Raw genomic sequence first — 20,616 nt, forward strand, 5'->3', positions numbered from 1 at the left:
CGCTCGGACGGGCATCCGTCCGAGCGTCGATCCGCACGCTACTTCGACCCATGCGAAGCGCTTGCCCGTTATGCGAACTTTTTGCGGCGAATCCCGCGCACCCGCGCAATCAGCAAATGCGCAATGCACAGGCAGGCACTACACTCAGCAACACTGAAATCGCCAACGAATCGCCACGGACAAGCGCATGGCCCCTGCTACTCTCGACCTGACAAGCGCGCAATTTCGCAGCAACCCGTATCCCACTTACGAAACGCTCCGGCAAGCGGGCGGCGTGCACTGGTTGCCGCACGGCGGCCCCACCGGCGGCATGTGGCTAATAAGCCGCTACGACGACGTCGCGGAACTACTGAAGACCAGAAAGACGTCCAAGCATGTCAACGGCGTACCGGTGCGACGCTGTCCGTACGATCACAATCTGCTGTCGCAGGACGCGCCGGACCATACCCGCATCCGTTCGCTCGTGGTGCGCGCGTTCAGCTCGGAGCGCATCGCCGCGCTCGAGCCGGCGATCCGCACGATCGTCGATGAACTGCTCGATCCGATGATCGAGCGCGGCAGCGGCGATTTCATCGAGGAATTCGCTGGCGTGCTGCCCGCTTACGTGATCGCCGATCTGATGGGTGTGCCGCGCAGCGATCATGTCCGCTTCAGCGCATGGGCGCGCGACCTGCTGACGGGCCCCGATGTGTCGAACCCGCGCATGTCGCAGGTCATGGCCAGCATCGGCAACCTGACGGAATTCTTCCGGACTCTCGTCGCCCAGCGACGCCGGACCCCCACCGACGACTTCATCAGCGCGCTGACGAGGGAATGTGACGTGCACGACCGTGTGTCGAACGACGAGATGCTCGCCGCTCTGATCCTGATCCTGGTCGCCGGGCACGAAACGGTCGTCAACATGCTTGCCAACGGCATGTGGATACTGCTGGATCAAAACGAACCCTATCGGCTTTTGCAGCGTAATCCCGATCTTGTGCCAGGTGCGATCGAAGAGATCATGCGTTTCGAGAGCCCCGTGCAGCGGGCCACCTTTCGCACCACGACAGAATCGATGACAATCGGCGGAGTCGACATCGGAAAGAATCAGCAGATCAGTGCCGTCATCGGTTCGGCCAACCGTGACGCGGAATACTTCAACCAGCCCGAACAGTTCGATATCGAGCGTCGTCCCAACCGGCATCTGGGGTTCGGCTCCGGCATCCATGCCTGCCTGGGCCCGGCGCTGGCAAGGCTCGAGGGCAAAGTGGCGTTTCAGCGACTGTTCGAACGCACGCGTGAACTGCGGCTCGCCGACCCACAGCCGCACTGGAATATATCGACGGGCGCCATGAGAGGACTGACGTCGCTGCCTGTCTTGCTGTCGTAGTCCCAACTGGCGGTCGAATCGAAGTCCCAATTGAAGTCCTGCGCAAGCGTTGCGGGAATTGAGTCGCCATCTTTCTTTTGAGGGTGTTATGAACCCAGTGTGGATTATCGTCATCGGGGTTGCGTTAATCGGTCTGTGCGGCGCCTTGTTCGTTCAGGCAAAGCGCCGCGCAGGTGGACCAGTCGATTATCTCTTACGCCCGTTGCTGACGGCTCGAGAGACGGCATTCCTCGCCGATTTGTGGGCGGCGTTGCCCGAAGCGGTCATTCATGTTCAGGTGGCCATGTCCGCCCTCATCGAGGTGAAAGGCGGTAATCGCGCGGCACGCAATAAACTCGACCGCAAGGTATTCGATTTTGTGGTTTGTTCAGCCAACGGCGACGTGCTGTACGTCGTCGAACTCGACGATTGCCACCACTCGCCACACTCTGCGCGCGGACGGGATGCGACCAAGGACGCGATCGCCTCGGCGGCGGGACTGCGGTTGATCCGCTACGAAAGCGGCAAGGTGGATGCGGCGACACTGCGCAGCGATTTCGAACTGATTCTCACTGTGCGCCGCTACGCGGGAGCGCCATCCACCCGCGATGTACCGGATGGTGCGCTGAAGGGTCGTTCGTCGGATATGCGTTCCACCTGGCTATGAAAGCTACCAGAGCATGGGTTGGTCCGGAGTGGTTAAGCAAAACCCGCATTACACTGCGTAGATGTCTAGTCCCGTCGGTGCACCGTGCCGCACACTTTGGAGCTAGTCGTTGCGCCAGCCGCCCGCGCTACTCGTCAACTCGTTCGTCGAACGCATTCGGTCGTTCGCGAGCGAGCGGCTAGATCCATGCCTCGTGGTGACCTGCGGCTATGCCAGCATGTGTGATACGTTCGAATCCGCGTCGAGATTTGCGACTGGCACCATTGGGCGAAACGCCGCCGTTGCCGGCGTTGCCGGCGTATTTCCGTTACATGGGGTCGCCAGGTGATTCTCGACATCCGGACGCTTTACGTTGTCACTGCGGTTGCCTGTCTCGTGCTCGGTGCGCTGCAACTGGTCGCGTACTGCACGCAGCGGTTCGAGCGCTGGCCGGCATGGTGGGGCCTCTCCCGCCGCGCTGCGCCAGCAGCACTGTCGAACCGCTGACGATGCGCGGTGACAACAGGCCGCACTCCTGGCATGGCATTCTCTCATCACGCCTCGCAACCGGGCGGATGGAATTGAACGTCCCGCATGCATCGCAGGCATGCTCATAGATTGGCATGGCGTTCTACCTGTGACCGCCAAGTTCGCCGCGCGCGACAAACTTTCCCTGACCGGTCCGTCCGACCCAGTCGCCGTTGTCGATCAGCAATTCCCCTCGTAGCAGCACTTTCTTCACCCGGCCCGTGACCTCGCGGCCCTCGAACAACGTGAAATCGCAATCGCTGTGCTGCGTGTCCGCGCTGATCGTGTGCGACTCGTGCGGATCGAACAGGACGATGTCGGCGTCGCTACCGATCGCAAGCGTTCCCTTCGTCGGGAACAGGCCGAAGAGCTTGGCCGGCGCAGTCGACATCAACTCGACGAAGCGATTGAGCGTTATGCGGCCGCCGCGTACGCCGCCGTCGTAGACCACCGTCATGCGCGTTTCGACGCCAGGCACGCCGTTCGGGATCTTCGAAAAATCGTCGCGTCCAAGCGGCTTCTGGTTGACCTTGCCTTGATGGCCTTCCTTCATGCAATACGGACAGTGATCGGTCGAGATCAATTGCAGATCGTCGGTCCTGAGCGCGGTCCATAGCGCGTTCTGCGCCTCCTTCGAGCGCAGTGGCGAGTTCGGCGAGCCTGATGCCGCGATGCGTCGCTTCGCCCTCCATGATCGCAGGTCGCGTCAGCGCGTGATAACGCGGCGCGGTATGGCCCTGCGCGAGCGCCTCGCGAATCAGCAGGTCGATGACCGTGCCGTTCTCGGCATGCAACGCGATCATGCCGCCGTGCTGGCCGACCATCCGCATCGCCTGAAAAATGGCGGCGTCGTCCGACATGACCGTGCCGGGATAAGTGTAGACGATCACGCCGAGCCTGGTCGCGCGGCAGATCCGAATCGCGTGCTCCGCAACGCCGGCGGAATCGCATTCGGTCAGATACGGCGGAAACAGCAGGATGCCGTCGGCGCCATTCACTTCCGCCGCCTGCGCCTGCTCGATCGCCTGCGCGGTGCCGCCACCGGCCGGCGCGATGACGGGCAGCTTGCCCGCCACCTGCTCGACAGCGGCCTTAAGGACGTCAGCGAGAAGAACTCGCCCGTGCCGCCAGCGGCGAACAGACCCGCGACGGGATAGCTCGACAGCCATTCGAGATTGCTGCGATACGCGGCTTCGTCGAATGCGTAGTCGCGGTCGAAATGGGTAACGGGGAAGGAAAGCAGGCCTGCGCTCAAAGCGCTGCGCAGTTCCTGTAACCTGTAGCGGCTCATCAGCGATCACTCCATCAAGAATGGTGATTACTTTAGGAAGTAGATCGATTCACGCAAATTCCAAACAGTGAATCGATCAATATCTTTTCTGGATCGATCGCTTACCGTCGCAAGCAGCCAGGCGCACCGAACTTCTCGACAATCCTCTGCAGATTGCCGTTGCTGCCGATATCCGCACGCCGGCTTCGCCCATCATTTACTTGACATCTAAACTATCGAAGCCTAAATTACATTCCAGAGCAAAGTCCACGTGGGAGAGTCAGCATGCGCATCGTCTGTATCGGCGGCGGCCCGGCCGGGTTGTACTTCGGCCTGTTAATGAAGGGCCGGAACCCGGCGTATGACGTCACGGTGGTCGAACGCAACCGCCCGTATGACACGTTCGGCTGGGGCGTCGTGTTCTCCGACCAGACGCTCGGCAACTTGCGCGCCGCCGACGCCCCAAGCGCGGACGCAATCCTCGACGCCTTCAGTCACTGGGACGACATTGAGATCAATTTCCGCGGCAGGCAGATTCGCTCGTCAGGCCACGGTTTCTGCGGCATCGGCCGCAAACGTCTGCTGAATATCCTGCAGGCGCGCTGCGAAGAACTGGGCGTCAAACTGGTTTTCGAAACCCAGGTCACGGACGACACAACTTACGAAGCCGACCTGATCGTCGCCTGCGACGGCGCCAACAGCGCAATCCGTCAGAAGCACACCGCGACCTACCAGCCCGCCATCGACATGCGCGATTGCCGTTTTGTCTGGCTCGGCACCAAAAAGCTCTTCGACGCTTTCACCTTCGCCTTCGAAGAAACCGAGTTCGGCTGGTTCCAGGCCCACGCCTATCGTTTCGACGATCAAACCTCCACGTTCATTGTGGAAACACCTGAGCGCGTGTGGCGCGCCGCCGGTCTCGACGAAATGAGCAAGGAAGACAGCATCGCGTTCTGCGAGAAGCTGTTCGCCAAGTATCTGGACGGCAACGCGTTGCTATCGAATGCAGCGCATTTGCGCGGTTCGTCGCAATGGATTCGCTTCCCGCGCGTTGTCAACGAGGAATGGGTGCATTGGCGCGGCAACGCCGACGGCACGCGAACACCGATCGTGCTGATGGGTGACGCGGCGCACACCGCGCATTTCTCGATCGGCTCGGGCACCAAGCTCGCGCTCGAAGATTCGATCGAACTCGCCAACAGCATTGGCGCGCATCCGGGCGATTTGCCCGCCGCGTTGAAGCATTACACGGATGTCCGCAGCATCGACGTATTGCGCATTCAGAACGCCGCACGTAATTCGACGGAGTGGTTCGAGAACGTCGATCGCTATACATCGTTCGAGCCGGAACAGTTCGCCTATTCGCTGCTGACGCGCTCGCAGCGCATTTCGCACGAGAATTTGCGTGAGCGTGATGCCGGCTATCTCTCGACGTTCGAAGACTGGCTCGCACACCGCTCAGGCGTTGACCGCGCGCCTGAAAAACACTCCGTTCCGCCGATGTTCACGCCCTTCACGTTGCGTGGCATCACGCTGAAAAATCGCGTGGTCGTCTCGCCGATGGCGCAATACTCCGCCGTCGACGGCATTGCCGGTGACTATCACCTGATGCATCTCGGTGCCCGCGCAATGGGTGGCGCGGGGCTCGTCATGACGGAAATGACCTGCGTGTCGCCCGAAGCGCGCATCACGCCCGCCTGCCCCGGCATGTACGCGCCGGAGCATCTCACGGCGTGGAAACGCATCGTCGACCTCGTGCACAGTCAGTCGGATGCGAAAATCGGTATCCAGTTGGGGCATTCCGGCGCGAAAGGATCGACACGTGTCGCGTGGGAAGGCATCGACCAGCCGCTTGACGAAGATAACTGGCCACTCGCGTCCGCTTCGCCGCAGCAATACTTGAGCGGTGTCAGCCAGTACTCGCACGAATCCACTCGCGACGAACTCCAGGAAATCGAAGCGCAGTTCGTACGTGCCACGCAAATGTCTGCAGAAGCAGGCTTCGACTGGCTCGAACTGCACTGCGCACACGGCTACTTTCTGTCGAGCTTCCTGTCGCCGTTGACCAACCAACGCACCGACGAATACGGCGGCTCGCTCGAAAATCGTCTGCGTTACCCGTTGCAGGTCTTCAAAGCGATCCGGGCAGTCTGGCCGCAAGACAAACCGATTTCCGTGCGTATTTCCGCTAACGACTGGGTCGAAGGCGGCACCACGCCCGACGACGCGGTGCAGATCGCAAGTGCCTTCAAAGCGGCAGGCGCCGACATGATCGACGTCTCGTCGGGCCAGGTCAGCAAGCAGGAAAAACCCGTGTATGGCCGTATGTTCCAGACGCCATTTGCCGACCGTGTCCGCAACGAAGCCGGCATCGCAACAATCGCCGTTGGCGCAATCTCGGAAGCGGATCACGTGAACAGCATCATCGCGGCGGGTCGTGCGGATCTCTGCGCGATTGCGCGGCCGCATCTGGCGAATCCGTCGTGGACGTTGAATGAAGCCGCCAAAATCGGCTATTTCGATGTGATGTGGCCGAAGCCTTATACAGCGGCCAAGTCGCAACTTGAACGCAATCTCGAACGTGAGCGTGCGCAGGTTGCGGCGAATGCCGGTCTGTCGCCACAAGAACGCGCGCGACGTGCGGAGGGAACCACGTGAATACGCCCACCAGAACGCTCGCAGGGCAGCATGCTGTCGTCACAGGTGGTGGCAGCGGCATTGGCGCGGCAGTAGCCGAAGCGCTGCTGCGTGCCGGTGCTCGCGTCACCTTGATGGGGCGCAATGCACAACGTCTTGATGCGCAGCGGGAAAGTTTCAACGGGCTTGGCGAGGTCGCCTGCATCAGCGTCGACGTCACCAGCGAGGAATCGGTCGAAAAAGCATTCGCACAAGCCGGTGCAATCGACATCCTCGTCAACAACGCTGGTCAGGCGCAAGCCGCGCCCTTCGCTCACACCGATATGGCGCTCTGGCAGCGCATGCTCGACGTGAACCTCACGGGCGTGTTCCTTGGCACGCGCGCCGTATTGCCCGGCATGCTCGAACGCGGCCACGGACGCATCGTCAATGTCGCGAGCACGGCAGGGCAAATCGGCTATGCCTACGTCGTGGCGTACTGCGCGGCGAAACACGGTGTGATCGGGCTGACGCGTTCGCTCGCTCTGGAGGTCGCGACGAAAGGCGTCACCGTCAATGCCGTATGTCCCGGCTACACGGAGACCGAACTGCTGCACGCATCGCTCGAACAGATCACAAGCAAGACCTCGCGCACCGAACAGCAGGCGCGCGAAACCTTGCTTCGCTCAAATCCGCAACATCGCTTCGTGAGCCCGGAACAGGTCGCCAATGCAGTGCTCTGGCTCTGCCAGCCTGGTTCGGACGCAATCACGGGCCAATCCATTTCCATCTCCGGTGGAGAAGTAATGTGACCAAATCACCGAACATCAAGAAGCCCTCATCGGTCGAAGTCAAGCCGCCACGCAAAGGCGTCGCCAAACCAGCGGAGAACGTCGTGGATCTGGAAATGAGCACTGGCGCGGATAGTCACATGGGCCTGCGCCTATGGCTGCGCATGCTGACCACGACCAACCTCGTGCAAGCTGAACTGCGCAAGCGCCTGCGCAACGAATTCGATACCACGCTGCCACGTTTCGATTTGATGGCGCAACTCGAACGTCATCCGGAAGGCCTGAAGATGACCGAACTGTCGCGTCGCTTGATGGTGACGGGTGGCAACGTGACCGGCATCACGGATCAACTCGAAAAAGAAGGCCTGGTTTCGCGCGACACCGATCCGAACGACCGCCGTTCGATCAGCGTGTGTCTGACGCCCACTGGTCGAAAGGCGTTCGACAAGATGGCAGTCGCGCATGAGCAATGGGTCGTCGAACTGTTTGGCGGCTTAAGTCTCGATGAAAAATCGCGCACCCATCAGCGTCTCGGCAAGCTTAAGAAACATCTGCTCGACAGTCTGAAAGACTGATCGAACCGAACTGCGCAACGAAATTACGTGGGACCCGAGTAACGCGCTAAAGCGCGAACTCTGGTCGACCGCTTTGCATGGGACCTGAGTAACGCGCTAAAGCGCGAACTCTGGTCGACATAGGAGAGACTCATGACACGATCCACCGCCGACGCGCTACTGGCCGGCAACCGCCTGACGCTCGCCGGTTACGAGGCGCGACATTTCGGCTGGTCGGTCGCCGATAAAGTCGCGACGATCACGCTGAACCGCCCTGAACGCAAAAACCCGCTGACGTTCGAATCGTATGCGGAGTTGCGCGATCTGTTCCGCCAACTCACCTATGCGACTGACGTCAAGGCTGTAGTGATTCACGGCGCAGGCGAAAACTTCTGCTCCGGCGGCGACGTGCACGACATCATCGCGCCGCTGATCGATCTGCCGATGCCGGAACTGCTGCTGTTCACGCGCATGACCGGCGATCTGGTCAAAGCAATGCGCCATTGCCCGCAGCCCATCATTGCCGCAGTCGACGGCGTATGCGCCGGCGCCGGCGCGATTCTGGCGATGTCGTCCGACATGCGCCTGGCCACTGCGCGCAGCAAGCTCGCGTTTCTGTTCTCGCGGGTCGGTCTCGCGGGTTGCGATATGGGCGCGTGCGCGATCCTGCCACGCATCATCGGTCAGGGACGTGCCGCCGAATTGTTGTTCACCGGCCGCTCGGCGAGTGGTGACGAAGGCCACGCCTGGGGTTTCTACAACCGCCTGTGCGAACCGGCAACCCTCCTCGCGGACGCACAAAAGCTTGCCACCGATCTCGTCGCCGGTCCGACTTTTGCGCACGGTATCACGAAGAAGATGCTGCACCAGGAATGGAGCATGAGCATCGACGAGGCGATCGAATCGGAAGCGCAAGCACAGGCAATCTGTATGAGCACGCGCGATTTCGAACGCGCGTATAGCGCGTTTGCCGCGAAGTCGCGCCCGGTGTTCGAAGGAGATTGAATTGAGCACTCACAGCGATAAAAACGATATGGATCTGCACAGCGCGCTGGCCTGGCCGTTCTTCGAACCGCGCCATCGCGAACTCGCTGCGGGTATCGAAGCATGGTGCCGCGCGAATCTTTCGCACGTAAAGCACGATGACGTCGATGCAGCCTGCCGCCATCTGGTCCGTGAACTCGGCGCGGCAGGCTGGCTGAAATACGGCGTCGGCGGCGTTGCTTATGGCGGCCACGGTGACACGATCGACACACGCGCGGTGTGCCTGCTGCGCGAAATCCTCGCCAGGCATTCCGGTCTCGCGGATTTCGCGTTGGCGATGCAAGGACTCGGCTCAGGCGCGATCTCGCTCGGCGGCACGCATGAGCAAAAGACGCGCTATTTGCCACGCGTGGCGAACGGCACGGCCATCGCCGCATTCGCCTTGTCGGAACCGGAAGCGGGATCGGACGTCGCGGCAATGGCATTGAGCGCACGCGAAGACGGCGACGCCTACGTACTCGACGGCGACAAGACGTGGATCTCCAACGGCGGCATCGCCGATTTCTACGTGGTGTTCGCCAGAACCGGTGAAGCGCCGGGCGCACGCGGCATCACCGCCTTCATCGTCGATGCCGACACGCCGGGTCTGCAAATCGCGGAACGTATCGACGTGATCGCGCCGCATCCACTAGCGCGTTTGCATTTTTCCGGCGCACGCGTGCCGCGCAGCCAGATGCTCGGCGCGTCCGGCGAAGGTTTCAAACTCGCCATGCGTACGCTGGATATTTTCCGCACGTCGGTGGCAGCTGCGTCGCTGGGATTCGCGCGTCATGCCATGGCTGAAGGTCTCTCGCGTGCGTCGTCGCGCAAGATGTTCGGACAGACCCTCGGCGATTTTCAGCTCACGCAAGCCAAGCTCGCACAGATGGCATTGACGATCGACAGCAGCGCGTTGCTGGTCTATCGCGCCGCCTGGCTGCGCGATCAGGGCGAGAACGTCACGCGTGAAGCCGCGATGGCCAAGTGGCACGCAAGCGAAGGCGCACAACAGGTGATCGACTCCGCAGTGCAACTCTATGGCGGCATGGGCGTGCAAAGCGGCACGGCCGTCGAGATGCTGTACCGCGAAATTCGTGCGTTGCGGATCTATGAAGGCGCGACTGAAGTGCAGCAGTTGATTGTCGGCCGCGATCTTTTGAAAGCTCACGCTGCGGAAGTCATCAAGGACGCGGCGAAATGAATATGACCTTCGAAAGACCGGTCCGCATCCGCTTCCAGCACTGCGATCCTGCCGGCATCGTGTTCTTTCCGCAATATCTGGTGATGACCAACGCACTGGTCGAAGACTGGTTCAACGAAGCCCTGCATATCGACTACGCGCAGATGATCGCGCAACGCCGTATCGGCTTGCCGATCGTCAAACTCGATTGCGAGTTTTCGCGGCCGAGCCAGATGGGTGAAACGATCACGCTGTCACTCAACGTCACGAAGGTGGGGCGCCGCTCGATCAGCATCGAGATCGTCGGCCAGCACGGTAACGAAACCCGCTTCAGCGCGAAACAGGTGCTAGTCACGACATCGCTCGAAAGCGGCACATCCATCGACATTCCCGACGATATCGCGAGCGCGCTCGCGATGTTCGCCCCACAGCCCGAATCTATTGAGGCGCATCGCTCATGAAAAAAGCTCTCCTCCCGGCCGGTTGGATCAAGCCGCGCGGCTACGCGAACGGCGTTGCGGCAACCGGTACGCAAGTGTTTATCGCCGGCCAGATTGGCTGGGACGAACAGGCGCGTTTCCAGACCACCGACTTCGCGCAGCAAGCCATTCAGGCGCTCAAGAACGTACTCGCCGTATTGCATGAAGCGGGCGGCACACCCGAGCATCTGGTCCGCATGACGTGGTACGTCACGGACAAGCGCGAATACCTCGCCGCGCTGAAAGATATCGGCCGTGCGTTTCGCGAACTGATCGGCGACTACGACATCGCGATGAGCGCGGTACAGGTCGTCGCGTTGATCGAAGACGAAGCCAAGGTCGAAATCGAAGCCACGGCAGTGGTTCCCCAGTAAGCACACGAAACACGAAACCCACCAAGCCAACCGAAGCGCATTCATCCGGCTCAACGCCCGGGAGACCATGATGGAACCGTCAGCACACGTCGATACCTTCGCGCGCGACAATCTTCCGCCGCAGGATCAGTGGCCTGTCTTTCTGCTCGACAACCCGGACGTGGCTTACCCGGCGCGCTTCAATTGCGCGACGGAATTGCTCGACACGACTATCGCAGCCGGCCATCGCGATCATCCGGCGATCTGGTCGGACGCAGAGGGAACGCCTCAGGCAACCACTTATCGCGAGCTGCTTGCGCTCGTCAATCGCAGCGCGCATGTACTGGTCGACGAAATGGGTTTGCAGCCGGGCAACCGCGTGCTGCTGCGTGGACCGAATACCTTGCACATGGCAGTGACAGCGCTCGCCGCGCTGAAGGCCGGCCTCGTGGTGGTGCCCACCATGCCACTGCTGCGCGCGAAAGAACTCAAGCAGATCATCGAGAAGGCACAGGTCAGCGCCGCGCTATGCGACGCGCGCCTAACCGATGAACTCGCGCGCTGCAACAATCCTCAGGACGAGTTCTACTGCCCAGGCCTGAAACAAACGCGCCTGTTTCATGACGATTCCGCCGATTCGCTCGACACGCTCGCGATCAACAAACCGGACCACTTCACCGCCTGCGACACCGCCGCTGACGACGTCTGCCTGATCGCCTTCACCAGTGGCACGACGGGCGCGCCGAAGGGCTGCATGCATTTTCATCGCGACGTCCTGGCGATGTGCGATCTGTTTCCGCGTCATGTTCTAAAACCTTCATCGAGCGATATCTTTTGCGGCACGCCGCCGCTCGCCTTCACATTCGGCCTCGGTGGCCTGTTGTGCTTTCCGCTGCGAGTGGGTGCGTCGACGGTACTGATCGAGCGGCTCACGCCCGAGACCTTGCTGCAAACGGTCAAGCGCTTTCACGCGACGATCATGTTCACCGCGCCGACGTTCTATCGGCAAATGGCGCCGCTCGTTGCGCATCACGACGTTTCAAGCCTGAAGAAAACGGTCTCGGCGGGAGAAGCGCTGCCGGATTCGACGCGCCGTCTTTGGCACGACGCAAGCGGCATCGACATGATCGACGGAATCGGCGGCACGGAACTGATCCATATTTTCATCTCGGCGCAAGGCGGCGAGATTCGTCCGCATGCCATCGGCCGCGCGGTGCCGGGCTACGTCGTGCAAGCCGTGGACGATGCCATGCAACCCGTCGCGCCCGGCACGATCGGCAAACTCGCGGTACGCGGGCCGACCGGCTGCCGCTATCTGGCCGACGAACGGCAAAGCCGGTTTGTCCGCGACGGCTGGAACCTTCCCGGCGACTCGGTCTATCTCGACGAAGACGGTTACGTGTTTTATCAGGCGCGCGCCGACGACATGATCGTCTCCGCCGGCTACAACATCTCCGGGCCGGAAGTGGAAAGCGTGCTGCTGCAACACGACGCGGTGGCAGAATGCGGCGTGATCGGCGTGGCCGACGAAACGCGCGGGCAGATCGTCAAAGCCTTCGTGGTGCTGAACCCAGGTTTTGCGCCGGATGACAAACTGGTCGCGCAACTGCAGGATTTCGTGAAAAATAGCGTAGCGCCGTACAAATACCCACGCGTCATCGCTTTCGTCGGCTCGCTGCCACGCACCGAAACCGGCAAGCTCAAACGCTTTGAATTGCGTACACTCGCGTAGACCCTCGAATAGCCCCTCTTTCCTGTCGGAGACATATCGCATGGCCGCCTCTTTCGTCGAAGTCGTCGCCCAGGATGGCGGCCGTTTCAATGCCTACGTCGCGCGTCCGGCGCAAGGCTCGGGCCCGGGGCTCGTCCTGCTGCAGGAAATTTTCGGTATCAACGAAACGATGAAGTCGATGGCCGACCGATTCGCAGAAGAAGGTTATGTGGTGCTGGTGCCGGATCTGTTCTGGCGGATCAAGCCGGGTATCTCGCTCGGCTATGGCGAGGCCGATATGAAGCAGGCGCTCGACTATCTCGGACGCTTCAATGTCGATCTCGCCGTCGACGATATCGCGGCAACAGTCGCGACATTGCGCACTTTGCCCGAGCAGGCCGGCAAGGTGGGGACAGTCGGTTACTGTCTCGGCGGCAAACTCGCGTTCCTGAGCGCGGCACGCACTGACGTGGACTGCGCAGTCAGCTACTACGGCGTCGGTCTCGAAGCGTATCTGGATGAAGTGCCGGCCGTGCGCTGCCCAATGGTGTTTCATTTCCCCGAAAACGACGCGCACTGTCCGCCCGAAACGCGCGAGCGAATCAGCACGGCATTGCGTACGCGTCTGCAAATCGAGCAATACGTGTACCCGGGCTGCGATCACGCTTTCGCCGCGCCATCGCGCCCGCAGTACGATAAACCCGCCGCGATGATGGCCTATTCGCGCACGCTCGCGTTGCTGCGCAAAGTGCTGGGTCCGGTCTTCGATCTGAACGCGTTGTGGGAAGCACATTGCTATTACGAGTTCGCCACGCGCGACGTGGATGCCGTCATGCCGACCATGGTCGCGCAACCCTACGTCAATCACGTCCCCACCATGACGGGCGGCGTGGGACATGACAACCTCAAGCGTTTCTATACGCATCATTTCGTCAATTCGAATCCCGCCGATACGAAACTGATTCCAATCTCGCGCACAATCGGCGCGGATCGTATCGTCGACGAATTCATTTTCAGCTGCACGCATAGCTGCGAAATCGACTGGTTGCTGCCCGGCGTCGCACCGACCGGTAAATACTTCGAAGTGCCGATGCTGGCAGTGGTGTGCTTTCGCGGCGACAAGCTGTACAACGAGCACATCTATTGGGATCAGGCGTCCGTGCTCGTGCAAGTCGGCTTGCTGAATCCTGAGGGACTGCCGGTGGCCGGCATCGAAAGCGCGCGTAAGCTGCTCGATGAGACGTTGCCGTCCAATCAACTGATGGGCGCGAAGTCGCGGGTGTGAAGCGCGCAGTTGAAGCTGCACCTCGGCCACATCAATAAGGCATTGGAGCGCGGCGGCAAGTACGAACTACTGGGTGGCGATTGACGGCAAACGCCGCCCAGGAATTCGTAGTTGTGGGTCGAAAGTCGCGGGTGCTAGACTAAAATTCCCCATTGCCTTCAACGGGTTGCCGACCGGGTTTCCGACTTCGTGTCGAGCGGCGGCACGTCCGGCATCCGCTTGCATCCGCTTGCGCCCGACTGACCACGGCAAAGGAGCTCCCGCATGACCCATTCCATCCACGGCAACAAACGCTGGCTGGCGCTGATCGTTCTGTGCCTCGGCGTGCTCATGATCGTGCTCGACACGACGATCGTGAACGTTGCATTGCCGTCTATCGCCGTGGACCTCGGCTTTACCGAGACCTCGCTGGTGTGGGTGGTCAATGCGTACATGCTCACCTTCGGCGGCTGCCTGCTGCTTGGCGGGCGGCTCGGTGATCTTTACGGACACCGCAAACTGTTCCTCGGCGGCATCACGTTGTTCACGCTGGCGTCGCTCGCATGCGGCATGGCGAATTCGCAAGTGCTGCTGGTGAGCGCGCGTGCCGTGCAGGGTCTGGGCGGCGCGGTCGTCTCCGCTGTTTCGTTATCGCTGATCATGAATCTGTTCACCGAGACCGGTGAACGGGCGAAAGCGATGGGCGTATACGGCTTCGTCTGCGCAGGTGGGGGCAGCATCGGCGTATTGCTCGGCGGGCTGCTGACCAACCTGCTGAGCTGGCACTGGATCTTTCTCGTCAACCTGCCTATTGGCGTCGCCGTCTACGCGCTGTGCCTCGCGCTCTTGCCGTCGGCACGCGGTCACGCGCATGGCGAACGGCTCGACGTGGCCGGCGCGGTCACGGTGACTGCGTCGCTGATGCTAGCCGTGTACGCCGTTGTGAACGGCAATGAAGCGGGCTGGACCTCGGTGCAGACGCTGGGCATGCTGTTCGCCGCGCTTGCGCTGCTGGCCGTATTTCTCATTATCGAAGCGCGCGTACAGCATCCGTTGATGCCGCTCGGTCTGTTCCGCTTGCGCAATGTCGCGACGGCGAACGTGGTCGGCGTACTGTGGGCGGCTGCGATGTTCGCGTGGTTCTTTATCTCCGCGCTGTATCTGCAACGCGTGCTCGGTTACCGGCCGTTGCAGGTCGGGCTCGCGTTTCTGCCCGCCAATCTGATCATGGCGTTCTTTTCGTTGAGCCTGTCGGCACGCGTGGTGATGCGCTTCGGTCTGCGTCTTCCGCTTGCCGCCGGGTTGCTGGTCGCCGCGTGTGGCCTCGCGCTGTTTGCGCGTGCACCGGTCAATGGCAGCTTCGTGCTCGACGTGCTTCCCGGCATGATTCTGCTTGGCTTCGGCGCGGGCATCGCGTTCAATCCCCTGCTGCTGGCTGCCATGAGCGACGTCGGTCCGAGCGATTCGGGCCTCGCGTCCGGTATCGTCAATACATCGTTCATGATGGGGGGCGCACTCGGCCTCGCGGTGCTAGCGAGTCTCGCGGCCGCGCGCAGCGACGCCATGCAGGCTTCTGAAAACGCAGTGACAGCGCTCAACAGCGGCTATCACGTGGCGTTTCTGTTCGGTGCGATCTTCGCGGCGGCGGCGGGTGTGCTGGGCGGTTTGCTGTTGCGCCCGGGGCAAGCTGGCGGCGCACACGCTGGCGGCGCATCCGCATCGGAACAGTCTCGCTCCCCGGGCAACGAGGCAACGACGGAAAACTATTGACCTGCGACGTATTGCGGCTCACCGGCCGAAGACGTTTCACCTGCTTGAACGCGAACCACTCGCCACACATAGCTCGCTGAGCGCGGCAAAACCGCAAGCGCGATCAAATGCGCCGCATCACGCCTGGCTATGATGGCAATATTGTCGAGATGACCACGCGCGCGCAGCGCTTCGGGACTACTTCGGCAAGGTGCCGGGACAAGTGGGCGGTGTAGCCTACGGCGTTTGCTACAACGCCGACGACGCGGGCAATTTCGACTACCTGTGCGGCGTCGAGGTCGGCGACTTCTCGGCACTGCCCGCCGAGTTGAACCGCTTGCGCATTGTCGCGCAACGCTATGCGGTATTCACCCACCGCGAGCACATCTCGTCGATCCGGCGCACCGTCAACACGATATGGAATCAATGGCTGCCGGCGTCGGGACATGTGCCTGCGGACGCGCCGAATTTCGAGCGCTATAGCGAACAGTTCGACCCGGTCAGTGGCATGGGTGGACTCGAAATCTGGCTGCCATTGAAGGCCTGATCACCGGCGCGTTGAATATTCCCTACTTCCTGCCGGGTATCTCCCGCCCGCGTATCGAGCAGCCCGATGTCTCCGTCACGAAGATCAGCGCGAACGCGCCGATCGCGCAAGCGCCCATCATGTAGTACGCCGGCATAAGCGTATTGCCGGTATGCGCGATAAGCCATTCGTTCACCATCGGCGCTGTTCCACCGAAGATTGACGTGGAGATGTTGTAGGCGATCGCCATCCCGGCGTAACGTACCTGCGTGGGGAACATCGCTGGGAACATGGCCGAGATACTTGCAAGTTGTGGAACGTACAGCAAGCCCAGCAGGGAGAAACCTACGATTGCTCCGGGCACGCCATGCTTCATCAGGAGGAACATCGGAATGGCTGCGACAAAGAGCCCAACCAGCGAAAACCACCAGACGTTCTTGCGGCCAACCCGATCCGAGAATGTCCCGGCAAAAGGAAGAAAGACCATCATCGCCAACATACCGATTAGCGGTACGAGCAAGGACATGTTGTCGCTCATGCCGAGCTGTTTCTGCATGAAAGTCGGCATATAAGCCAGCAACACGTAATTGACGACGTTCAACGCCACCACCAGGCCGCCCAGCAACAGCAGCGGCTTCCAGTATTCCGTCAGCAAGGCTTTCAGCGGCACGCGGGTACGCTGTTCCTTGTGGCTCGATTGTTCCAGTTCGAGGAAGACGGGCGTGTCCTCCAGCTTCGAACGCAGATAGAAACCAATCAGACCAAGCGGTGCCGCGATCAGAAACGGCAGTCGCCAGCCCCAGGCATGCATGGCTGTGTTCCCCAGCAGGACGGAACAACCGAGCATCAGGAACGCGCCGAGCGAGAAACCCGCAAGGGTGGCGAATTCAAGGAAACTGCCGCAAAAACCGCGCTTCCTGTCAGGGGCATATTCGGCCATGAAAGTAGCCGCGCCGCCATACTCCCCGCCAGTCGAAAACCCCTGGACCATCCGCAAGACGATCAGCAGCGCTGGTGCCCACCATCCGATGCGCGCGTAAGTCGGCACGAGCCCGACCAGCAGCGTTGCCACCGACATCATGATGATCGTCAGCGCCAGCACGTGCTTGCGACCCAGCCGGTCACCGAGCGGCCCCCAGAACAGCCCGCCGAGCGGACGAACCAGAAACGAAATGGCAAAGGTGGCAAGTGCGAATAAGGTGGCCTGTGCCGTGCTGCCGGGGAAAAGCGCTGCCGATATGTAGGTCAGACCGTATGCGTAGATTCCATAGTCGAACCACTCCGTGGCATTGCCCAGCGCCGACGCGGCGATGGCGCGCCGCAACAGGCTCGGTGATTGGGGCTGCAGGGCCTCGCTGTCCCATGGCTGTACGTAGCTCATCGTTCCTCCTGAATTTCGAGCGATCCGACATATTCAGCACCGCCCCGAGTCCACAATACCGCTGAGGCGATATTTGAAAGATGTTCTAGGACGATGCAGTTGTTGGGGTTTTCCATGACGTCCGGTTGCCCGGCGCTAAGCTATTTGACTTAACTGACAGGCAGCGGCAGCGTCATCAATCGTCCCTGCGCAGGTTTGGCCGTGGTCTCGCCGCAAAGACGCAGACACATCCAGGCAGTGGCGAAATTGCTGCTCACGACCGGCTTGCCAATGGCGGCTTCGATTCGCGTGATAACCGCCGCCGCCCGCACCGCCGTGCAGGAAATAAAGAGCGCGTCGGATTCTTCCGCCATCGCGTCACGCGCGAATGCGACGATATCGTCGTAGGAAATCCGCGCCATCTCCCGGTCATCGGTCAAGCCGATGCACGTGAAGCGGTCGATGATGAAACCTTGTGCGGCGAAGTACTCGGCCATCGGCCGGCTGGTTTCAACCGTGTAGGGCGTCAGCACGCTAATACGGCGCGCGCCGAGCGCTTTAAGGGCGGTGACCGCGGCGGCCGTGGGCGTGACAACTTGTGCCTCGGGTTTCGCCGCATGAATAGCTCGCTCGATCTCCGCATCTCCGATCACAACGGACGCCGACGTGCACGAATACATCACCACGTCGAGCGCTTCGCCGGGCAAGATCAACGCGGCGCCGGCGGTCAACGAAGGCTGCATGGCGAGCAGATTCTCCGGCGTCACCGGGTTGGCGTACGGCACGCGATTCACGTAGATGCCGATACGCTCGTTCGCGACGAGCGTCGCGAAGTCCGGTTCGGTGGTGTGATCGGTTGCGAGGATCACGAGGCCGATACGTCTGGCGAAGGCGCGATCGTCCAGACGCGGCACCCGGCTGAGCAGATGGATGAAAGTCAGCATCGCCTAGTGCCCGAGGTTGGGAAAGCGTTTTTCGAGCAGCCTTACACCGACCACCGCAATAAGGCTGATACACAGAAACAGCACGCCGACGAGCGTCATCGGTTCGAGGTAACGGTAGTCCGTGTTCGCGACGATCTTCGCCTCGTTCATCAATTCGAGGACAGTAATCGCCGACAGCAACGGCGTTTCCTTGAACATGGAAATCAGATAGTTCGCGAGCGCGGGCAGCATCGGCGGGACCGCTTCGGGCAAGATGATGTGCTGCCACATCTGTGCCGGACTCAGGTTGCACGCCTTGGCCGCTTCCCATTGCCCACGGGGTACGTTTTCGATGCCGGTCCGATAGACTTCAGCCGTATACGTCGCGTAATGAACACCCAACGCGAGTACACCGGCAGCGAGCGCGGGCATCCGGATGCCGATATCGGGCAGCACATAGAAAACAAAGTAAAGCTGCACAAGCAACGGTGTGCCGCGAATAAAGCTCGCCATGGCCGTAGTGGTACGCGATACCGCACGATTCGGCGAAAGCCGCAAGATCGCGAACGCCATGCCGACCACAGCCGCCACCACGGCGCCGAGCAAGGTCGCAAGCACAGTGATCTTCAAGCCTTGCAGCAAGATCGGCATAATCCCGCGCGCGAAACTCCAGTCCCATTCCATACGGTTATCTCCTCATCCCGTCGAGACCAAAGGTCATCCGGCGTTCGAGCTTGCGCACGCCGAACGAAATCAGGCAGGCCATTGCGAAGTACAGCGCGAGAATCGTCGCGAACGGTATCAACGTATTGCCGGTTTGCGAGCGGACGACCTGCGCCTGGAATGTCATGTCGCCGAGAGAAATCAGCGATACGACCGCCGTGCCTTTGAGCAACTCGATCGCGTTGTTGCCGAAGGTGGGCAGCATCAGCGGCAAGGCTTGAGGCAAGATCACGTGACGCATGCGTTGATACGTGGACAGATTCAGCGCAATGCATGCGCTCCTCTGCTCCTGACCGATCGCGACGACCGCGCCACGTACCACTTCCGCGCCGTACGCGCCCACATTCAAGCCGAGAGCGAGCACACCGGCCTGCAGCGGCGTGAGGGTGAGCCCGACCATCGGCAACACGAAATACGCCCAGAACAACTGGACAAATACCGACGTGCCGCGAAAAAACTCGATATACGACGTGGCGAGTGCGCGCACCGCAAAGAATCGCGATAGCCGCCCGAGTCCCGCGACGAACGCCATCACGAGCGCAAGCAGCGTGCCCATCACCGTCAGTTCAACGGTTGCCTCGGCGCCTTTCAGAATCAACAGCAGATAGCCGGACCAGTCGTTCATCAACGCACCTCGCAGGCAACGGAATGGCCATTTAGCGCGCTACTACGTAGCGTGCCAAACGGCTCGGGCAGATTCAGTTCTTCGCCGCGCACAGTTTTTCGCGGCTTGTCGACATCGCTGCCTTTGCCGAGAAACCGTACGGCTCGACGATCTTCGCGAACTCGCCGGATTCCTTCATCTTCTTCAGTTCGACGTCGAACGCATCACGCAGCGCGGTGTCCTGCTTGCGGAACGCCACGCCATCGCATTGCACCGGTGTGCCTTGCACCGGTGCGATCGATTCGAGATTGGCGTCCTTCGCTTTCGAGAGCAGATCGCTGATCGACAGCAGCGGCAGCGCGAACGCGTCGATGCGCCCGTCCTGGAGCATCTTCAGGCCACTCTGACCGTCCGGCACGATGACAACGCGTTCGGTCGGAATCTGCGCGGCGGTCGCGAGTTTCTGTTCGGTCGTGCCGCCTTCGACGCCAATCACAGCTTTAGGATCCTTGGCGATCTCTTCGTAGGTCTTGATGCTTTTGGTGTTGCCCTTCTTGACGGCAAACGCCTCCACCGCGCACAGCACCGGCTCCGAGTAAGCAACCGCGGCGCAGCGCTGCGGCGTCATGAAAAGACCGGCTGCGATCGCATCATGCCGCCCCACCGCGAGACCCGGAATCATTGCGCCATACTCGGAGACCGACGCGACGATATCGTTGACGCCCAGTTTCTTGAAGACAGCTCGCGCCACATCAGGCGCGGCGCCCGTCACCTTGCCGTCGGCACCGACTGCGGTAAACGGCGGTTCGTTGGCAATCGCAATGCGCGCAAAACCCTGCTCCCTGAGTTGTGCAAGTTTGTCCTGTGCCGCGACTGCGAGACCGGTCAAGGTCAGCAGCGACAACATCCCCGTGATCAGAATCCCCTTCAATTTCATGATTTCTGGCTCCTAAAGCGTGGTGGCGTGC

At 61.0% G+C, this 20,616-nt stretch carries 18 protein-coding genes and 3 pseudogenes; 14 read left to right on the forward strand and 7 right to left on the reverse strand.

All coding sequences use genetic code 11. From position 1 onward, the window contains the following. The first annotated feature begins 187 nt into the window (after positions 1-187). The 3 genes from ACUN0E_RS04165 to ACUN0E_RS04175 all read left to right on the forward strand — a co-directional run bounded on the left by ACUN0E_RS04165 (position 188) and on the right by ACUN0E_RS04175 (position 2,501). Positions 188-1,369, forward strand: a complete 1,182-nt coding sequence (locus ACUN0E_RS04165; RefSeq protein WP_408519373.1) for a cytochrome P450 — start codon at positions 188-190, stop codon at positions 1,367-1,369. An 88-nt stretch (positions 1,370-1,457) separates the two neighbouring features. Beyond that, positions 1,458-2,015 carry a DUF2726 domain-containing protein gene (locus ACUN0E_RS04170; protein WP_445565742.1) on the forward strand — a complete coding sequence of 186 codons (558 nt, stop codon included), beginning with the start codon at positions 1,458-1,460 and terminating at the stop codon, positions 2,013-2,015. A gap of 324 nt (positions 2,016-2,339) precedes the next feature. After that, positions 2,340-2,501, forward strand: coding sequence for a hypothetical protein (locus ACUN0E_RS04175; protein ID WP_408519375.1), 162 nt, complete (start codon positions 2,340-2,342; stop codon positions 2,499-2,501). Positions 2,502-2,529: 28 nt separating this feature from the next. Here the strand turns inward: ACUN0E_RS04175 and ACUN0E_RS04180 are convergent. Continuing rightward, positions 2,530-2,619, reverse strand: a pseudogene (locus ACUN0E_RS04180) (FmdB family zinc ribbon protein); the annotation flags it as partial. Positions 2,620-2,625: 6 nt separating this feature from the next. Further along, positions 2,626-3,813 (reverse strand): annotated as a pseudogene (locus ACUN0E_RS04185) (dihydrodipicolinate synthase family protein). A 264-nt stretch (positions 3,814-4,077) separates the two neighbouring features. Here ACUN0E_RS04185 and ACUN0E_RS04190 point away from each other — a divergent pair. From ACUN0E_RS04190 to ACUN0E_RS04240, 11 genes and pseudogenes are all read left to right on the forward strand, one after another. Next, entirely contained in the window at positions 4,078-6,450 is a 2,373-nt protein-coding gene (locus tag ACUN0E_RS04190; protein WP_445565743.1) for a bifunctional salicylyl-CoA 5-hydroxylase/oxidoreductase, read from the forward strand. Then, a complete protein-coding gene (locus ACUN0E_RS04195; RefSeq protein ID WP_445565744.1) occupies positions 6,447-7,220 on the forward strand; it encodes an SDR family NAD(P)-dependent oxidoreductase in 774 nt (257 codons plus the stop codon). The genes ACUN0E_RS04190 and ACUN0E_RS04195 overlap by 4 nt, the downstream gene beginning before the upstream one ends. Continuing rightward, complete coding sequence (locus ACUN0E_RS04200; protein WP_445565745.1) at positions 7,217-7,774, forward strand: MarR family winged helix-turn-helix transcriptional regulator; 558 nt, start codon at positions 7,217-7,219, stop codon at positions 7,772-7,774. The genes ACUN0E_RS04195 and ACUN0E_RS04200 overlap by 4 nt, the downstream gene beginning before the upstream one ends. A gap of 132 nt (positions 7,775-7,906) precedes the next feature. After that, on the forward strand, positions 7,907-8,758 hold the full coding sequence (locus ACUN0E_RS04205; protein WP_445565746.1) for an enoyl-CoA hydratase family protein: 852 nt from the start codon (positions 7,907-7,909) through the stop codon (positions 8,756-8,758). A 28-nt stretch (positions 8,759-8,786) separates the two neighbouring features. Then, positions 8,787-9,977 carry an acyl-CoA dehydrogenase family protein gene (locus tag ACUN0E_RS04210; protein WP_445570375.1) on the forward strand — a complete coding sequence of 397 codons (1,191 nt, stop codon included), beginning with the start codon at positions 8,787-8,789 and terminating at the stop codon, positions 9,975-9,977. Then, on the forward strand, positions 9,974-10,417 hold the full coding sequence (locus tag ACUN0E_RS04215; RefSeq protein ID WP_445565747.1) for an acyl-CoA thioesterase: 444 nt from the start codon (positions 9,974-9,976) through the stop codon (positions 10,415-10,417). The genes ACUN0E_RS04210 and ACUN0E_RS04215 overlap by 4 nt, the downstream gene beginning before the upstream one ends. Continuing rightward, the gene (locus tag ACUN0E_RS04220; protein ID WP_408224326.1) at positions 10,414-10,809 is read left to right on the forward strand and encodes a RidA family protein; all 396 of its coding nucleotides are present in this window, start codon (positions 10,414-10,416) and stop codon (positions 10,807-10,809) included. The genes ACUN0E_RS04215 and ACUN0E_RS04220 overlap by 4 nt, the downstream gene beginning before the upstream one ends. A 70-nt stretch (positions 10,810-10,879) precedes the next feature. Then, positions 10,880-12,520, forward strand: a complete 1,641-nt coding sequence (locus tag ACUN0E_RS04225) for an AMP-binding protein (RefSeq protein WP_445570376.1) — start codon at positions 10,880-10,882, stop codon at positions 12,518-12,520. A 40-nt stretch (positions 12,521-12,560) separates the two neighbouring features. After that, complete coding sequence (locus ACUN0E_RS04230; RefSeq protein ID WP_408334395.1) at positions 12,561-13,784, forward strand: dienelactone hydrolase family protein; 1,224 nt, start codon at positions 12,561-12,563, stop codon at positions 13,782-13,784. 264 nt (positions 13,785-14,048) lie between these two features. Then, positions 14,049-15,533 (forward strand): DHA2 family efflux MFS transporter permease subunit, encoded by a 1,485-nt coding sequence (locus ACUN0E_RS04235; protein WP_445565748.1) that lies wholly within the window; start codon positions 14,049-14,051, stop codon positions 15,531-15,533. A gap of 178 nt (positions 15,534-15,711) precedes the next feature. Then, positions 15,712-16,059: pseudogene (locus ACUN0E_RS04240) on the forward strand (GyrI-like domain-containing protein); the annotation flags it as partial. Between the two features lie 22 nt (positions 16,060-16,081). Here ACUN0E_RS04240 and ACUN0E_RS04245 read toward each other — a convergent pair. The 5 genes from ACUN0E_RS04245 to ehuB form a co-directional block, all read right to left on the reverse strand. After that, entirely contained in the window at positions 16,082-17,419 is a 1,338-nt protein-coding gene (locus tag ACUN0E_RS04245; RefSeq protein WP_445565749.1) for an MFS transporter, read from the reverse strand. Between the two features lie 149 nt (positions 17,420-17,568). Then, positions 17,569-18,342 carry an ectoine utilization protein EutA gene (gene eutA / locus ACUN0E_RS04250; RefSeq protein WP_445565750.1) on the reverse strand — a complete coding sequence of 258 codons (774 nt, stop codon included), beginning with the start codon at positions 18,340-18,342 and terminating at the stop codon, positions 17,569-17,571. Between the two features lie 3 nt (positions 18,343-18,345). Next, positions 18,346-19,005 carry an ectoine/hydroxyectoine ABC transporter permease subunit EhuD gene (ehuD, locus tag ACUN0E_RS04255; RefSeq protein ID WP_408224344.1) on the reverse strand — a complete coding sequence of 220 codons (660 nt, stop codon included), beginning with the start codon at positions 19,003-19,005 and terminating at the stop codon, positions 18,346-18,348. A gap of 4 nt (positions 19,006-19,009) precedes the next feature. Then, positions 19,010-19,669, reverse strand: a complete 660-nt coding sequence (gene ehuC / locus ACUN0E_RS04260) for an ectoine/hydroxyectoine ABC transporter permease subunit EhuC (RefSeq protein ID WP_408519380.1) — start codon at positions 19,667-19,669, stop codon at positions 19,010-19,012. 73 nt (positions 19,670-19,742) lie between these two features. Then, positions 19,743-20,585, reverse strand: a complete 843-nt coding sequence (gene ehuB / locus ACUN0E_RS04265) for an ectoine/hydroxyectoine ABC transporter substrate-binding protein EhuB (RefSeq protein ID WP_445565751.1) — start codon at positions 20,583-20,585, stop codon at positions 19,743-19,745. Positions 20,586-20,616 lie beyond the last annotated feature (31 nt).

Source organism: Paraburkholderia sp. D1E (assembly GCF_052682275.1).

Coding starts and splice junctions, on each gene's coding strand:
- ACUN0E_RS04165 (WP_408519373.1), top strand. CDS start 188: ATGGCCCCTGCTACTCTCGACCTGACAAGCGCGCAATTTCGCAGCAAC.
- ACUN0E_RS04170 (WP_445565742.1), top strand. CDS start 1,458: ATGAACCCAGTGTGGATTATCGTCATCGGGGTTGCGTTAATCGGTCTG.
- ACUN0E_RS04190 (WP_445565743.1), top strand. CDS start 4,078: ATGCGCATCGTCTGTATCGGCGGCGGCCCGGCCGGGTTGTACTTCGGC.
- ACUN0E_RS04205 (WP_445565746.1), top strand. CDS start 7,907: ATGACACGATCCACCGCCGACGCGCTACTGGCCGGCAACCGCCTGACG.
- ACUN0E_RS04210 (WP_445570375.1), top strand. CDS start 8,787: ATGGATCTGCACAGCGCGCTGGCCTGGCCGTTCTTCGAACCGCGCCAT.
- ACUN0E_RS04215 (WP_445565747.1), top strand. CDS start 9,974: ATGAATATGACCTTCGAAAGACCGGTCCGCATCCGCTTCCAGCACTGC.
- ACUN0E_RS04220 (WP_408224326.1), top strand. CDS start 10,414: ATGAAAAAAGCTCTCCTCCCGGCCGGTTGGATCAAGCCGCGCGGCTAC.
- ACUN0E_RS04225 (WP_445570376.1), top strand. CDS start 10,880: ATGGAACCGTCAGCACACGTCGATACCTTCGCGCGCGACAATCTTCCG.
- ACUN0E_RS04230 (WP_408334395.1), top strand. CDS start 12,561: ATGGCCGCCTCTTTCGTCGAAGTCGTCGCCCAGGATGGCGGCCGTTTC.
- ACUN0E_RS04235 (WP_445565748.1), top strand. CDS start 14,049: ATGACCCATTCCATCCACGGCAACAAACGCTGGCTGGCGCTGATCGTT.
- ACUN0E_RS04245 (WP_445565749.1), bottom strand. CDS start 17,419: ATGAGCTACGTACAGCCATGGGACAGCGAGGCCCTGCAGCCCCAATCA.
- eutA (WP_445565750.1), bottom strand. CDS start 18,342: ATGCTGACTTTCATCCATCTGCTCAGCCGGGTGCCGCGTCTGGACGAT.
- ehuD (WP_408224344.1), bottom strand. CDS start 19,005: ATGGAATGGGACTGGAGTTTCGCGCGCGGGATTATGCCGATCTTGCTG.
- ehuC (WP_408519380.1), bottom strand. CDS start 19,669: ATGAACGACTGGTCCGGCTATCTGCTGTTGATTCTGAAAGGCGCCGAG.
- ehuB (WP_445565751.1), bottom strand. CDS start 20,585: ATGAAATTGAAGGGGATTCTGATCACGGGGATGTTGTCGCTGCTGACC.